Annotated in this window: 14 protein-coding genes; 11 read left to right on the forward strand and 3 right to left on the reverse strand. The window is 74.2% G+C overall.

Annotation, left to right across the window (positions count from 1 at the left end; translation table 11 throughout):
• Window positions 1-201 (reverse strand): hypothetical protein (locus ABEA04_RS02690; RefSeq protein ID WP_345454270.1); only part of this gene is annotated, 201 nt, incomplete at its 3' end.
• Window positions 202-368: 167 nt separating this feature from the next.
• Between ABEA04_RS02690 and ABEA04_RS02695 the strand changes: the two genes are divergently transcribed.
• The 11 genes from ABEA04_RS02695 (at window position 369) to ABEA04_RS02745 (ending at window position 12,857) form a co-directional block, all read left to right on the forward strand.
• Complete coding sequence (locus ABEA04_RS02695) at window positions 369-1,043, forward strand: histidine phosphatase family protein (RefSeq protein WP_345454272.1); 675 nt, start codon at window positions 369-371, stop codon at window positions 1,041-1,043.
• Window positions 1,044-1,050: 7 nt separating this feature from the next.
• Window positions 1,051-1,449 (forward strand): DoxX family protein, encoded by a 399-nt coding sequence (locus ABEA04_RS02700; protein ID WP_345454274.1) that lies wholly within the window; start codon window positions 1,051-1,053, stop codon window positions 1,447-1,449.
• A 55-nt stretch (window positions 1,450-1,504) separates the two neighbouring features.
• A complete protein-coding gene (locus tag ABEA04_RS02705; RefSeq protein WP_345454276.1) occupies window positions 1,505-2,110 on the forward strand; it encodes a TetR/AcrR family transcriptional regulator in 606 nt (201 codons plus the stop codon).
• Window positions 2,107-2,904 (forward strand): TIGR03084 family metal-binding protein, encoded by a 798-nt coding sequence (locus ABEA04_RS02710; protein WP_345454277.1) that lies wholly within the window; start codon window positions 2,107-2,109, stop codon window positions 2,902-2,904. Before ABEA04_RS02705 ends, ABEA04_RS02710 begins: the two co-directional genes overlap by 4 nt.
• Window positions 2,901-4,664 (forward strand): acyclic terpene utilization AtuA family protein, encoded by a 1,764-nt coding sequence (locus tag ABEA04_RS02715; RefSeq protein WP_345454278.1) that lies wholly within the window; start codon window positions 2,901-2,903, stop codon window positions 4,662-4,664. Before ABEA04_RS02710 ends, ABEA04_RS02715 begins: the two co-directional genes overlap by 4 nt.
• Before the next feature lie 5 nt (window positions 4,665-4,669).
• On the forward strand, window positions 4,670-5,791 hold the full coding sequence (locus ABEA04_RS02720; protein ID WP_345455617.1) for an acyl-CoA dehydrogenase family protein: 1,122 nt from the start codon (window positions 4,670-4,672) through the stop codon (window positions 5,789-5,791).
• Between the two features lie 20 nt (window positions 5,792-5,811).
• On the forward strand, window positions 5,812-6,282 hold the full coding sequence (locus tag ABEA04_RS02725) for an SRPBCC family protein (RefSeq protein ID WP_345454280.1): 471 nt from the start codon (window positions 5,812-5,814) through the stop codon (window positions 6,280-6,282).
• Window positions 6,283-6,302: 20 nt separating this feature from the next.
• A complete protein-coding gene (locus ABEA04_RS02730) occupies window positions 6,303-7,901 on the forward strand; it encodes an acyl-CoA carboxylase subunit beta (protein ID WP_345455620.1) in 1,599 nt (532 codons plus the stop codon).
• Between the two features lie 190 nt (window positions 7,902-8,091).
• The gene (locus ABEA04_RS02735; protein WP_345454282.1) at window positions 8,092-10,044 is read left to right on the forward strand and encodes an ATP-binding protein; all 1,953 of its coding nucleotides are present in this window, start codon (window positions 8,092-8,094) and stop codon (window positions 10,042-10,044) included.
• Window positions 10,044-11,213, forward strand: coding sequence for an acyl-CoA dehydrogenase family protein (locus ABEA04_RS02740; RefSeq protein WP_345454283.1), 1,170 nt, complete (start codon window positions 10,044-10,046; stop codon window positions 11,211-11,213). Before ABEA04_RS02735 ends, ABEA04_RS02740 begins: the two co-directional genes overlap by 1 nt.
• A 471-nt stretch (window positions 11,214-11,684) precedes the next feature.
• Entirely contained in the window at window positions 11,685-12,857 is a 1,173-nt protein-coding gene (locus ABEA04_RS02745) for a YihY/virulence factor BrkB family protein (protein WP_345454285.1), read from the forward strand.
• 145 nt (window positions 12,858-13,002) lie between these two features.
• Here ABEA04_RS02745 and ABEA04_RS02750 read toward each other — a convergent pair whose 3' ends face one another.
• Both ABEA04_RS02750 and ABEA04_RS02755 read right to left on the reverse strand, forming a co-directional pair.
• Entirely contained in the window at window positions 13,003-13,881 is an 879-nt protein-coding gene (locus tag ABEA04_RS02750; protein WP_345454287.1) for a serine hydrolase, read from the reverse strand.
• The gene (locus ABEA04_RS02755; protein WP_345454289.1) at window positions 13,874-14,701 is read right to left on the reverse strand and encodes a DUF1295 domain-containing protein; all 828 of its coding nucleotides are present in this window, start codon (window positions 14,699-14,701) and stop codon (window positions 13,874-13,876) included. Before ABEA04_RS02755 ends, ABEA04_RS02750 begins: the two co-directional genes overlap by 8 nt.
• Window positions 14,702-14,745: the final 44 nt, after the last annotated feature.

The raw sequence follows: 14,745 nt of genomic DNA on the forward strand, positions 1-14,745 counted from the left end.
CCGAGCGATCGCACGGTTCAGGCGCCCGATCCGGCCGTCGGGTGGCACGAAGCGAGCGATCGCACGGTTCAGGCGCCCGATCCGGCCGTCGGGTGGCACGAAGCGAGCGATCGCACGGTTCAGGCGCCTGATCCGGCCGTCGGGTGGCACGAACCGAGCGATCGCACGGTTCAGGCGCCCGATCCGGCCGTCGGGTGGCACGAACCGAGCGATCGCACGGTTCAGGCGCCTGATCCGACCGTCGGGTGGCACGAACCGAGCGATCGCACGGGTCAGACACCCGATCCGACCGTCGGGCGGCACGAAGCGAGCGATCGCTCGGTACAGGCCCTCCGGCGCTCGGGCGCGTGGCCGATCCGGTCAGTAACATGCCCGGGGTGGGGCGGCTGCTGCTGGTGAGACACGGCCAGGCGTCGTTCGGGGCGGCCGACTACGACGTGCTGTCCGACGTCGGGCACGAGCAGGGACGCCGGCTCGGGGCGTGGCTGGCCGGGCAGGGCGTGCGGCCGACCGCGGTGCTGCGGGGCGGGCTGCGGCGGCACCGCGAGACGCTCGCCGCGATGGTCGAGGGGGCCGGTTGGGGTGACCCGGACGTCGTCGTCGACGAGGGCTGGGACGAGTTCGACCACCTCGCCGTGGTCGAGGGCTACACCGACCTGGCGGCGTCGGGGCTCGACCGCCGCGCCTTCCAGCGGGCCTTCGAGGAGGCGACCGCCCGGTGGGTCGCCGGCGTCGGCGAGCACGCCGAGAGCCACGCCGAGTTCACCGCCCGGATCGACGGCGCCCTCGCCCGCGCCCTCGAGCACGCCGGACCCGACCGCACCGCGGTCGTCGTCACCTCGGGTGGGCCGATCGGCGTCGTCGCGGCGCGGCTGGCCGACCCCGACGCGGACGCCGCCGGGCGTGGCCGCCTGTGGGGCCGGCTCAACGCCACCCTGGTCAACGCCGGCGTCACCCGCGTGCTCGTCGGCTCCACCGGCGCCCGGCTGCTCACCCTCAACGAGCACTCCCACCTCGCCGGCGACCACCTGACGTACCGATGATGGCCCGATGAGGACCGCCCGCGCCGTCGCCCGCGTGCTGCTCGGCGCCTTCCTGCTGTTCGCGGGCGTGGCGCACCTGGTGGTCCTCGACGAGTTCCTCGGCCAGGTGCCGACCTTCCTGCCGTGGCGCGAGGCGATCGTCGTCGTCTCGGGCCTGGTCGAACTGGTGCTCGGCGCCGCGCTGCTGGCGGTGCCGCTCGTCGCACCCCACCGGCTGCGCGCGCTCGGCTGGGTGGTCGCGGCGTTCTTCGTCGCCGTCTTCCCGGGCAACGTGTGGCAGGCCGTGAACGACTCGACGTCGTTCGGTCTCGACACCGACGCCGGCCGCGTCGTCCGGCTGTTCTTCCAGCCCCTGCTGGTGGTCTGGGCGCTCTGGTGCACCCGGCAGCCCGACCGAGAGCGCTAGACCAACAAAGAGTCAGCCTTGACTGTTTGTTGTCGCGTGGGGGAGGGTCGAGGGCGTGACGGCGACCCGCGTGCCGCAGGAGGAGCGCACCCGCGCCATGCGGGCCCGCCTGCTCGAGGCCACCGTCGAGCTGCTGGTCGAGCGTGGCTTCGCCGGGACGTCGACCACGCTGGTCAGCGAGCGGGCGGGCGTCAGCCGCGGCGCCCAGCTGCACCACTTCCCGACCAAGAACGACCTCGTGCTGGCCGCCGTCGAGCACCTCACCGTCGTCCGCGGCGCCGAGCTGAGCGCCGCCGCCGCGGCCCTGCCCGGCGGCCCGCGACGCACCCGCGCCGTGCTGCGGATGCTCGGAGACCACTTCACCTCGCCGGTCTTCACCGCCGCGCTCGAGCTGTGGGTGGCCGCCCGCACCGACGCCACGCTGCTCGCCGCCGTCGCCCCCCTCGAGCAGCGGGTGGGCCGCGAGACCCACCGCCTCACCGTCGACGTGCTCGGCGCCGACGAGTCCCGGCCCGGCGTCCGCGAGCTCGTGCAGGCCACCCTCGACCTCGTCCGCGGCCTCGGCCTGGCCGCCACCATCACCGACGACGCCAGCCGCCGGCGTCGCATCCTCGACCGCTGGGCCGACGTGCTCGACACCCGGCTGCAGGAGGCCTCGTGACCCGACCGACCGACGGCCTGCTGGACGGCCTGCTCGCCGACCTCGACGCCGAGTCGGGCGCGCTCGCCGCCGTCGTCGAGCGCGCCGGCGACCAGGGCTGGACGACGCCCACCCCGGCCGCCGGCTGGACCGTCGCCACCCAGGTCGCCCACCTCGCCTGGACCGACGAGGTCGCCACCCTCGCCGCCACCGACCAGCAGCGCTGGGACGCCGTCGTCCACCAGGCGCTGGCCGACCCCGACGGCTTCGTCGACGCCGGCGCACACGCGATCGCCGCCGAGCCCCGCGAGCTCGTGCTGGCCCGCTGGCGGGAGGGCCGGGCCGCGCTGGCCGCGGCGCTGGCCGCCCGTCCCGCCGGCGAGCGCATGCCGTGGTTCGGCCCGCCGATGTCGGCCACGTCGATGGCCACCGCGCGGCTGATGGAGACCTGGGCGCACTCGGTCGACGTGCACGAGGCGCTCGGCCTCGAGCCGCCCGTCAGCGACCGGCTGCGCCACGTCGCGCACCTCGGTGTGCGCACCCGCGGGCACGCCTTCGTCACCCACGGCCGGACGGTGCCCGACGGCGAGGTGCGCGTCGAGCTCACCGGTCCCGGCGGCACCACCTGGGCGTTCGGCCCGGACGACGCCCCCGAGCGCGTCACCGGCAGCGCGCTCGACTTCTGCCTGCTCGTCACCCAGCGCGTGCACCGCGCCGACACCGACCTCGTCGCCGAGGGCCCCGGTGCCGACGCCTGGCTCGACGTCGCCCAGTGCTTCGCCGGCCCGCCCGGCGAGGGCCGGAGCCCCCGATGACCACGGTTCCCGAGCCTGCCGACGTGCTGCTGGTCGGCAACTGCTCCGGCTTCTACGGCGACCGCCTCTCGGCGATGCGCGAGATGCTCGAGGGCGGCCCGCTCGACGTCCTCACCGGCGACTACCTCGCCGAGCTGACCATGCTCATCCTCGGCCGCGACACCATGAAGGACCCCGCGCTCGGCTACGCGCGCACCCACCTGCGCCAGCTCGAGGACTGCCTCGGCCTGGCGCTCGAGCGCGGCGTCCGCATCGTCAGCAACGCGGGCGGCCTCAACCCCGCCGGGCTCGCCGAGCGGGTGCGGGACGTCGCGCGCGGGCTCGGCCTCGACGTCGCGGTCGCGCACGTCGAGGGCGACGACCTGCGCGACCGGGCGGGCGAGCTCGGCATCGAGGGCGCCCTCACCGCGAACGCCTACCTCGGCGGCCTCGGCGTCGCCGCCGCGCTGCGCGAGGGAGCGCAGGTCGTGGTCGCGGGCCGCGTCACCGACGCCTCGCTGGTGGTCGGCCCGGCCGTGGCCCACCACGGCTGGGCGCCCGACGACCACGACGCCCTGGCCGGCGCCGTCGTCGCCGGGCACGTGCTCGAGTGCGGCACCCAGGCCACCGGCGGCAACTTCAGCGGCTTCACCCGGCTGCCCGCGGGCGCGCTCGACCGCCCGCTCGGCTTCCCGCTCGCCGAGATCGCCGCCGACGGCTCCTGCGTGGTCACCAAGCACCCCGGCACGGGCGGCGCGGTCACCGTCGACACCGTCACCGCGCAGCTGGTCTACGAGATCCAGACCGCGCGCTACCTCGGCCCCGACGTCACCTCCCACCTCGACTCCGTGCGGCTCGAGCCGGCCGGCCCCGACCGCGTGGCCGTGCGCGGCGTCCGCGGCAGCGCCCCGCCGCCGCGGCTGAAGGTGTGCGTCAACACCCTCGGCGGCCACCGCAACCGCGTCGAGCTCGTGCTCACCGGGCTCGACGTCGAGGCCAAGGCCGACTGGGTGCGCGCCCGGGTCGAGCCCCGGCTCACCGCCGCGTCGGTCACCTGGGAGCGCACCGCCGTCGCGCGGGCCGGGGGCGAGACCGAGGAGGCCGCCTCGTGCCTGCTGCGGGTCACCGCCCGCGACGCCGACGCCGACCCGGTCGGCAAGGCGTTCACCGAGCCGTTCGTCGAGCTCGCGCTGGCCTCCTACCCCGGCTTCACGCTCACCGCGCCGCCCGCGCGGCCCACCCCCTACGGCGTCTACCGCGCCGCCCACGTCGACCGGGCCGAGGTGACCCAGACCGTCGTCCACGCCGACGGACGGCGCGAGGTCGTGCCCGACCCGCCGACGTCCGAGCACGCCGCGCCGACCCCGCCCGCCCCGCCCGCCCCGTCCGGCGCCACCAGCGCCACCGACGGCTCGACCCGCGACCTGCCGCTCGGCACGTTCGTGCACGCCCGCTCCGGCGACAAGGGCGGCGACGCCAACCTCGGCCTGTGGGTCGCCCACGACCTCGGCGCCGACCCCGGTCTGCACGCCGCCCGGGTCGCCTGGCTCACCGCCTTCGTCACCCCCGACGCCGTCCGCGACCTGCTGCCCGAGGCGCGCGACCTGCCCGCCGACACCGTCGAGGTGCACCCGCTGCCGCACCTCGGGGCGGTCAACGTGCTGCTGCGCGGGCTGCTCGGCGAGGGCGTCGCGGCCTCGACCCGCTTCGACCCGCAGGCCAAGGGGCTGGGGGAGTGGGCGCGCTCGCGCGTCGTCCCGGTGCCGGAGGCACTGCTGTGAGCGGCATGACCGCCGTCCGCGAGCTCGGCGCCGAGTTCACGCGCCGCGAGGTGGTGCCCCACCTGCAGCGCTGGGAGGACGACGGCGCCGTCCCGCGCGAGCTGCACGCGGCCGCGGCACAGCAGGGCCTGCTCGGCGTCGGCTTCGCGGCCGAGGTCGGCGGCGAGGGCGGCGACCTGCTCGACACGATCGACCTGCAGGAGGGCATGCTCGCCGCGGGGGCGTCGTCCGGGCTGATGGCGGCGCTGTTCACCCACGGCATCGCGCTGCCCCACCTCGCCGTCACCGGCGACGCCGACCTCGTCGACCGATTCGTGCGCCCCACGCTCGCCGGCGAGACCATCGGCTCGCTCGCGGTCACCGAGCCCGGCGGCGGCTCCGACGTCGCCGCGCTGCGCACCACCGCCGTGCGCGACGGCGACCACTACGTCGTCAACGGCGCCAAGGCGTTCATCACCTCCGGCTCGCGCGCCGACTTCGTCACCACCGCGGTACGCACCGGCGGGCCCGGGCACGGGGGCATCTCGCTGCTCGTGGTCGAGAAGGGCACTCCGGGCTTCACCGTCGACCGGGTGCTCGCCAAGACGGGCTGGCACTGCTCCGACACCGCCGACCTCGGCTTCGCCGACGCCCGCGTGCCCGTGGCGAACCTGGTCGGCGCCGAGGGCACGGGGTTCCTCCAGATCGCCGAGCAGTTCGTCGTCGAGCGCCTCGCCCTGGCCGTGCACGCCTACGGCATCGCCGGCCGCTCGCTGGCCCTCACCGCGCAGCACTGCCGCGAGCGGGAGACCTTCGGCAAGCCGCTCGTGGCCAACCAGGTCGTGCGGCACACGCTGGTCGAGATGCACCGCCGGGTCGAGGTGGCCCGCACCTACGTGCGGGAGGTCGCCCGCCGCCACGTGGCCGGCGAGAGCGTGATCGCCGAGGCCTGCCTGGCCAAGCAGACCGCCTGCGAGGCCGCCGACGTGGTCACCGACCGGGCCGTGCAGCTGCACGGCGGCACCGGCTACCTGCACGGCACCGAGGTCGAGCGGCACCACCGCGACGCACGCCTGCTGCCCATCGGCGGCGGGTCGACCGAGGTGCTGACCGACCTGGCCGCGAGACTGCTCGGCTACACGACGTGAACGACTGAGACGGAGGACCCATGGGACTGCTGAAGCCGCTGGGCAGCGAGGTGTCGCTGACCATCGAGGCGCCGGTGCGCGAGGTGTGGTCGCTCGTCAGCGACGTCACCCGCATCGGCGAGTTCTCGCCCGAGACCTTCGAGGCGAAGTGGACGAAGGGCTCGACCGGCCCCGAGGTCGGCGCCACCTTCGCCGGCCACGTCAAGCGCAACGGCGTCGGGCCGACGTACTGGTCGCCGTGCCGGGTCACCCGGTGCGTCGAGGACGAGGTCTTCGAGTTCGCCGTCGGCACCGAGAAGGTGACGGTCAACAACTGGGGCTACCGGCTCGAGGCGCAGGGGCAGCGGACGGTGGTCACCGAGTACTTCCGCATGGAGCCGTCGCTGCCGACCCGGCTCTACTGGCTGGTGCTCGGCCGGCTGCGCGGCCGCACCAACGAGAAGGGCATGCGCACCACGCTGGAGCGCATGAAGAAGGTCCTGGAGTCGTGACCACGACCCACCGCGAGGCGATGCAGACCCGCCTCGCCGAGCTCGACGAGCAGCACGCCGTCGCCGTCGCCGGCGGTGGCGAGCGCAGCGTCCGGCGCCACCACGACCGCGGCAAGCTGCTGCCGCGCGAGCGCATCGAGCTGCTGGTCGACGAGGGCTCGGCCTTCCTCGAGCTGAGCCCGCTGGCCGGGTGGGGCTCCGACTTCACCGTCGGCGCGTCGGTGGTCACCGGCATCGGCGTCATCGAGGGCGTGGAGTGCGTCATCACCGCCAACGACCCCTCGGTCAAGGGCGGCGCCTCCAACCCGTTCACGGTCAAGAAGGTCTTCCGGGCCGCGCAGGTCGCGGAGGAGAACGGGCTGCCCACGGTGGCCCTCGTCGAGTCCGGCGGCGCCGACCTGCCCACGCAGAAGGAGATCTTCATCCCCGGCGGTCGCCTGTTCCGCGACATCACCCGCGCCAGCGCCGCCAAGAACCCGACGATCGCCATCGTCTTCGGCAACTCCACCGCCGGCGGCGCCTACGTGCCCGGCATGAGCGACTACACCGTGATGGTGCGCGAGCGCGCCAAGGTGTTCCTCGGCGGCCCGCCGCTGGTGAAGATGGCCACCGGCGAGGACGCCGACGACGAGGCCCTCGGTGGTGCCGAGATGCACGCCCGCACCAGCGGGCTGGCCGACTACCTCGCCGACGACGAGCACGACGCGCTGCGCATCGGACGCCGCATCGTGGCCCGGCTGAACCACCGCAAGCCGCTGCGACCGGCCCAGGGTCCGTCCGTCGCCTGGGGAGCGACCACGGGCCCTGGGCCTGTCGACGGGTTCGCCGAGCCGGACGCCGACCCCGACGAGCTGCTCGACCTGGTGCCGGCCGACCTCAAGGAGCCCTTCGACCCGCGCGAGGTCATCGCCCGGGTCTGCGACGGCGTCAGCGCCACCAACGGTGCGGTCTTCGACGAGTTCAAGCCGCTCTACGGGCCCTCGCTCGTCACCGGCTGGGCGCGCATCCACGGCCGGCCGATCGGCATCCTGGCCAACGCCCAGGGCGTGCTGTTCAGCCAGGAGGCGCAGAAGGCCACGCAGTTCGTGCAGCTGGCCAACCAGAGCGACACGCCGCTGCTGTTCCTGCACAACACCACCGGCTACATGGTCGGCGAGGAGTACGAGCAGGGCGGCATCATCAAGCACGGCGCGATGATGATCAACGCCATCAGCAACTCCACCGTGCCGCACCTGACGGTGATCATGGGCGCCTCCTACGGGGCCGGCAACTACGGCATGAACGGCCGCGCCTACGACCCGCGGTTCCTGTTCACCTGGCCCAGCGCGAAGTCGGCGGTGATGGGCCCGGCGCAGCTGGCCGGCGTCCTCGAGATCGTCGCGCGCGGCTCGGCCGAGGCGAAGGGCGAGACCTTCGACGCCGAGGGGTTCGCCGCGATCAAGGCCGCCGTCGAGCAGCAGGTCGAGGAGCAGTCGCTGCCGTTCGTGCTCTCGGGGATGCTCTACGACGACGGCGTCATCGACCCCCGCGACACCCGCACCGTGCTGGCGATCTGCCTGTCGGTGATCGAGAACAGGCCCTGGTCCGGGGCCGGCGGCTACGGGGTGTTCCGGCCGTGACGGTGGTCGAGGCGCTCCGACCGAGGAACGAGGGAGGAGCCTCGAGACCTCGCAGGGTGCACGCGAACGTCCGCACCGACGGTGCGTGGTCTCGAGGCTCGTCGCCAGGGCTCCTCGCACCTCGACCAGCGTCGGGCGCACCTCGACCAGCGTCGAGCGCACCTCGACCACCGTTGACAGGAGCCAGCCGATGATCACCCGACTCCTCGTGGCCAACCGGGGCGAGATCGCCAGCCGGGTCTTCCGCACCTGCCGCCGTCTCGGCATCGAGACCGTGGCGGTGCACTCCGACGCCGACGCCGGGCTGCCCTACGTGCGCGAGGCCGACCACGTCGTCCGGCTGCCCGGGGTCAGCCCCACCGAGACCTACCTGCGCGCCGACCTGCTGATCGAGGCGGCGAAGCGGGCCGGGGCCGACGCCGTCCATCCCGGCTACGGGTTCCTCAGCGAGAACGCCGACTTCGCCCGTGCGGTGATGGCGGTGGGGCTCACCTGGGTCGGCCCGCCGCCCGACGCCATCGAGGCGATGGGCTCGAAGGTCGAGGCCAAGCGGATCATGGCCGAGGTCGGCGTCCCGGTGCTGCGCGTGCTGCGCGAGCCGACGGCCGACGACCTGCCGCTGCTGGTCAAGGCCGACGCAGGCGGCGGCGGGCGCGGCATGCGCGTCGTCCGCACGCTCGAGGCGCTGGACGCCGAGCTGGAGCAGGCGCGCGCCGAGGCCGAGTCGGCCTTCGGCAACGGCCGCGTCTTCGTCGAGCACTACGTCGAGAAGGGCCGTCACGTCGAGGTGCAGGTGCTCGGCACCGAGGACGGCGTCATCGTGCTCGGCGAGCGTGACTGCTCGCTGCAGCGACGCCACCAGAAGGTCGTCGAGGAGACCCCGGCGCCGGGCCTGTCCGACCCCACCCGGCAGGCCATGCACGAGGCCGCGCGCCTGGCCGCCGCGGCCATCGACTACCTCGGCGCCGGCACGGTGGAGTTCCTCTACGACGTCGAGCGCGACGTCTTCTCCTTCCTCGAGATGAACACCCGGCTGCAGGTCGAGCACCCCGTCACCGAGGCGGTGCACGGCGTCGACCTCGTCGAGCTGCAGCTCGCCGTGGCCGAGGGCCTGGTGGTCACCGGCCACCCCGACCCGCTCGGGCACGCCATCGAGGTGCGGCTCTACGCCGAGGACCCCACCGCCGACTACGCGCCGCAGAGCGGCCGGCTCACCCGATTCGAGATCCCGGACGACGTCGGCATCCGCGTCGACGCCGGCGTCGAGTCGGGCAGCGAGGTCGGCACCCACTACGACGCCATGCTGGCGAAGGTGATCGCGCACGCCTCGACGCGCGAGCAGGCGGCCCGCAAGCTGGCCGCGACGCTGCGCCGGGCCCGCATCCACGGCCTCGCCACCAACCGCGACCAGCTCGTCGGGCTGCTCACCCACCCCGACTTCGTCGCCGGCCGCGTCGACACCGCCTTCCTCGCCGAGCACCCGCCGGTGGTCGAGGTCGAGCCGCACCCCGAGACCGCCGTGGCCGCCGCGATCGCGCTGGCCGAGCGGGCGCGGGCCGCGCGCGTCGTCCAGCAGGGCGTGCCGGTGGCGTGGCGCAACGTGGTGAGCCAGCCGCAGCGCACCGAGCTCGAGCGCGACGGCCACACCACCGTGGTGGAGTGGTACGGCGGCCGCGACGGCTACCGCCTCGACGGGTTCACCGTCGCCGAGGCCTCGCCGGAGCGGGTCACGCTCGAGATGGACGGCGTCATCACCGCCTACGACGTCTCCCTCGACGCGGACGACGAGCGGCGCGTCGACGTCGACGGCCCCACCGGCCACACCCGGTTCACGGTGGTGCCGCGGTTCGCCGACCCCGCGGCGAGCCACGCCCGCGGCAGCCTGCTCGCCCCGATGCCCGGCACCGTCGTCTCGATCGCGGTCGAGGCGGGCGCCGAGGTGAGCGCCGGCGACGCCGTCCTGGTGCTCGAGGCCATGAAGATGCAGCACACCGTCACCGCGCCGCACGACGGCGTCGTGGCGCAGGTCGGCGTCACCACCGGGGCGCAGGTCGCCGCCGGCGAGGTGCTGGCCGTGGTCGAGGCAGCAGGCACAGGCACGGACACCGACACCGACGCAGCACCGAGCGCAGGGGAGCAGTGATGACCACCTTCACCGAGACCGAGGAGCGGCAGGAGCTGCGCCGTCAGGTCGCCAAGCTGGCGGCGTCCTACGGCCGCGAGTGGTTCACCGAGCGCGCCCGCGCCGGCGAGAAGACCACCGAGCTGTGGCTCGAGATCGGCCGGCTCGGCTACCTCGGCATCAACGTGCCCGAGGAGTACGGCGGCGGCGGGGGCGGCGTCGGCGACATCGCCGCCGTCTGCGAGGAGCTCGCCGCCCAGGGCTGCCCGCTGCTGCTCATGGTCGTCAGCCCGGCGATCTGCGGCACCGTCATCTCCCGCTACGGCACCGAGGAGCAGAAGCGGCGCTGGCTGCCCGGCATCTGCGACGGCACCGGCACCATGGCCTTCGCCATCACCGAGCCCGACGCGGGCACCAACACCCACAACATCACCACCACCGCCCGCCGCGACGGCGACGGCTGGGTGCTCAGCGGCCGCAAGATCTGGATCTCCGGCGTCGACGAGGCCGACCACGTGCTCGTCGTCGCCCGCACCGAGGACGCCCGCACCGGCAAGCTCAAGCCCTGCCTGTTCGTCGTCCCCACGAGCGCCGAGGGCGTCGAGTACACCGCGATCCCGATGGAGATCGTCAGCCCCGAGCGGCAGTTCACCGTCTTCCTGGACGACGTGCGCCTGCCCGGCGACGCGCTCGTCGGCGGCGCCGAGAACATCGACGGCGGCCTCGTGCAGCTGTTCGCCGGCCTCAACCCCGAGCGGATCATGGCGGCGTCCTTCTCGACCGGCCTCGCCCGCTACGCCCTCGAGCGCGCCACCGCCTACGCCAAGGAGCGCACCGTCTTCCAGGGGCCCATCGGCGGCCACCAGGCCATCGCCCACCCGCTTGCCCAGAGCCACATCGAGATCGAGATGGCCCGGCTGATGACCCAGAAGGCCGCCGCCCTCTACGACGCCGGCGACGAGGCCGCCGCCGGAGAGGCCGCCAACATGGCCAAGTACGCCGCCGCCGAGGCCGCCTGCGACGCCGTCGACCGCGCCGTCCAGACCCACGGCGGCTACGGCGCCAGTCAGGAGTACGGCATGGCCGGCCTGCTCGTCGCCGCCCGCGTCGGCCGCATCGCCCCCGTCAGCCGGGAGATGATCCTCAACTACGTGGCCATGCACTCCCTCGGCCTCCCGAAGTCCTACTGAACCCCGTGGTAGCTGCGGGGTCGGCGAGTGCCGGGCTCCTCGGATCCGTGCGCCCTGGGGTCCGGCCCCGCTCGGGTCGGGGCCCCTCCCGGCGGTCCGGTCCATGCGTCAGCTCGGGGCTCCGGGCGGCCTGATCCGCGCGATCGCTCGGTTGGTGCGCGGGATCGGGGCTCCGGGCGGCCTGATCCGTGCGATCGCTCGGTTGGTGCGCGGGATCGGGGCTCCGGGCGGCCTGATCCGTGCGATCGCTCGGTTGGTGCGCGGGATCGGGGCTCCGGGCGGCCTGATCCGTGCGATCGCTCGGTTCGTGCGCGGGAACCGGCCTTCGGGCTACCTGATCCGTGCGATCGCTCGGATCGTGCGCGGGAACCGGCCCCCGGGCTACCTGATCCGTGCGATCGCTCGGATCGTGCGACCGACAGAACCCCCGCCGGCGCGCCACACGGATAACATTTTCCCCATGGGTGCCGCATGGGGGTCGTGAGCGGGGTCGACCGCACCCAGCGACGCTTCTCGGTCTTCGGCTTCCCGCTCGCCGTGATCTACAAGTTCTTCGACGACCAGGGCAACTACCTCGCGGCCGCGATCAGCTATTACGCCTTCATCGCGATCTTCCCGCTGCTGCTGCTGGCGTCGTCCATCTTCGGCTTCATCCTGCAGGGCAACCCCGAGCTGCAGGACCAGGTGCTCAACTCTGCGCTGAGGCAGTTCCCGATCGTCGGCGAGCAGCTCGGCCGGCCCAAGGGGCTGCAGGGCTCCACCGGTGCCGTCGTGCTCGGGGCGACGGCTGCGCTGTACGGCGCGCTCGGGCTCGGCCAGGCCATCCAGAACCTCATGGCCACCGCCTGGGCCATCCCGCGCAACAGCCGGCCCAACCCGTTCCTGCTGCGGCTCAAGAGCCTGCTGCTGCTGTTCTTCGCCGGTCTCGCCGTCATCGGCGTCTCGGTGTTCTCGGCGCTCGGCAGCAACACCGAGGTCTTCGGGGCCGGCATCAACACCACCATCAAGCTGGCCATCTGGGCGGGCACCGTCGTGGTCGTCGGGCTCGTGCTGACCTTCCTGATGCGCTTCGCCGCAGCCGGACGCCTGCGCTACCGCCAGGCCCTCCCCGGCGGGTTCACCGTGGCCGTGCTGTGGCAGGGCCTGCAGTGGCTCGGCACCTACTACGCCACCAACGTGCTCACCGGTCCGACCTCGCTCAACCAGACGTTCGGCTTCGTCCTCGGGCTCATCGGCATCATCTACATCGCCGCGGTCATGGCGGTGCTCGGCGTCGAGGTCAACGTCGTCCGCACCCGCCGGCTCTGGCCGAGAGCACTGCTCACGCCGTTCACCGACTCCGTCGACCTCACCGAGGCCGACCGCCGTGCCTACGCGATGTACGCCCAGATGCAGCGGCACAAGGGCTTCGAGACCGTCACGGTGCGCTTCGACGGCCGCGACGGCGGCACGCACGAGATCGTGCTCGACCCCGGCGCCCGCGAGCCGACGCTGCAGGGGGCGTCGGTCGCCGTCCCCGACCCGGCCGACCGGCCCCGGGACGACGTCCGCCCCACCGCGCCGCGGGCCTTCGACCCCCCGCCCCCGCCGCCGCCGCCGACCGCGCCGTTCGCGGTGCGCCCCGACGACCGCGCGCCCCACTGACCGGTCAGAGTCGTGCCACCCGAGATGACTAGCCCGGTCTAGTCACTTCGGACCGGCCCGACCGGGCCATACCGCGGGCTCGGAGCACCTGACACGCTTGTGCCGGCGGCACTGGGGAGAGTCGCCAACCAGGGAGGAGTTCCGCTCACGCGGACTTCGATGTCCCAGGCCCGCGAGGCGCATCCGGGTCCTGGGGGGTGACGCCGGCTCGGGCCGGGGTCCCTCCTCCTGCGCCCTCTGTGCCGGCGTCCTCGACGACGGCGCGCAGTCGTGCGCCCAGCGCCCGCATCCGGTCCAGGACGTCGGGCGCCTCCGCCTCCGGGCCGTTCCACAGCACGGCGTAGGCGAGGTTCCGCTGCGTCCCGCGCACCAGCCCGACGTCGGCGCGCACGCCGTCGTCCGTGCCGGTCTTGCTCACCAGCCGCGCGTCGGCGACCAGCGGGTCGCGGGCCAGGCCTCCGGCCACCATCGAGTGGTCGACGCCGCCCGCCAGCCACCCGAGCACCCGCGCCGAGACGGCCGCGCCCGACCAGGTGCCGGCGTGCAGCCGCGCCATCACGCCGGCCCAGGCGCGCGCCGTCCCGGTGCTGAGGGTGGCGACGTCGCCGGGGCCGCGCGCGTCGCGCACGAGGTCCCAGAGCTGGGTGTCGTCGAGGCCGGACGACGTGGCGACGGCCTGCACCCGCGCCAGGCCGAGCCGCGCGACGAGCACGTTGGTGGCCCAGTTGTCGCTGACCGTGCCGACGAGCAGCGCGACGTCGTCGACCGGCAGCGTCGTGGTCGTCATCCGGTGCCACAGCCCCGAGTCGGCGACGCGCGGCGTGACCGAGCGGTCGAGCGGCTCGTCGGGCTCGACGTCGCCGGCCTCGACCGCCTCGGCGAGCGCGGTCAGCAGCAGCACCTTCGCGACGCTGGCCGTGCGGCGCACCGCGTCGGCGTCCTCGCTCAGCAGCACCTCGCCGGTGCCGACGTCGACGACGTGCGCCGACCAGCCCGGCGCCGTGGCGGGGGGAGCGTCAGGCACGACGCGGGGGCCGCGGGAAGAACATCGGCACCCGCTCGGCGTACTCGGGGAAGCCCTCGCGCTTCATCATCGTCTTCTCGAGCAGCTTGGCGCCGGTGACGTTGCGCAGGAACAGCGTCATCGCGATCGGGCACAGCACCGTGGCGAGCCCGGCGACCCAGCCCGACGCGAGACCGCCGACCAGCCACAGCCCCCACCAGACCGCGGCGTCGCCGAAGTAGTTGGGGTGGCGGGTCCAGGCCCACAGGCCCTGGTCCATCACCTTCGGGCGGCTCTCGCGCGGCTGCGCCTTGTAGGCGGCGAGCTGGCGGTCGCCGACGGTCTCGAAGAACATGCCGACCGCCCACACCACGACGCCGACGACGACCGCCGGCCACCACGGCGCGTCGAGCACGACGCCCGCGGTCACCGGCAGCGCCACGAACCACTGGGCGAACCCCTGCACCAGGAAGACCCGCTTGACCGCGGTGCCCATGCCGACCTCGGACGGCGCCCCACCCAGCATCTCGGCGTAGCGCGGGTCCTCCTTGCCGCCGTGCTCGCCGATCGCGCGCGAGCGCACGTGCCAGAACAGCCGGCCGCCCCACAGCGCCACCAGGACGACCAGCAGCCAGCGCCGCCACACCTCGCCCTCGTCGACGATCGTGCCGACGACGGCGCCGACCACCGCGACGAGCACGAAGCCCGCGCCCCAGGCGACGTCGACGACGGCGACCTTGTCGAGCTGCTTGGCGCGCACGGCAGCGGCACCCATCGAGACGACGACGGTCAGCAGCGCGACACCCGCGGCGACCAGGCAGACGACGAACGGATCGTTCACGTGCTGAAGTATCTCGGGGCCCGCGTCCGCGGCAGCACACCCCC

Source organism: Nocardioides marinquilinus (assembly GCF_039543705.1).
Classification (GTDB): Bacteria; Actinomycetota; Actinomycetes; order Propionibacteriales; family Nocardioidaceae; genus Nocardioides; species Nocardioides marinquilinus.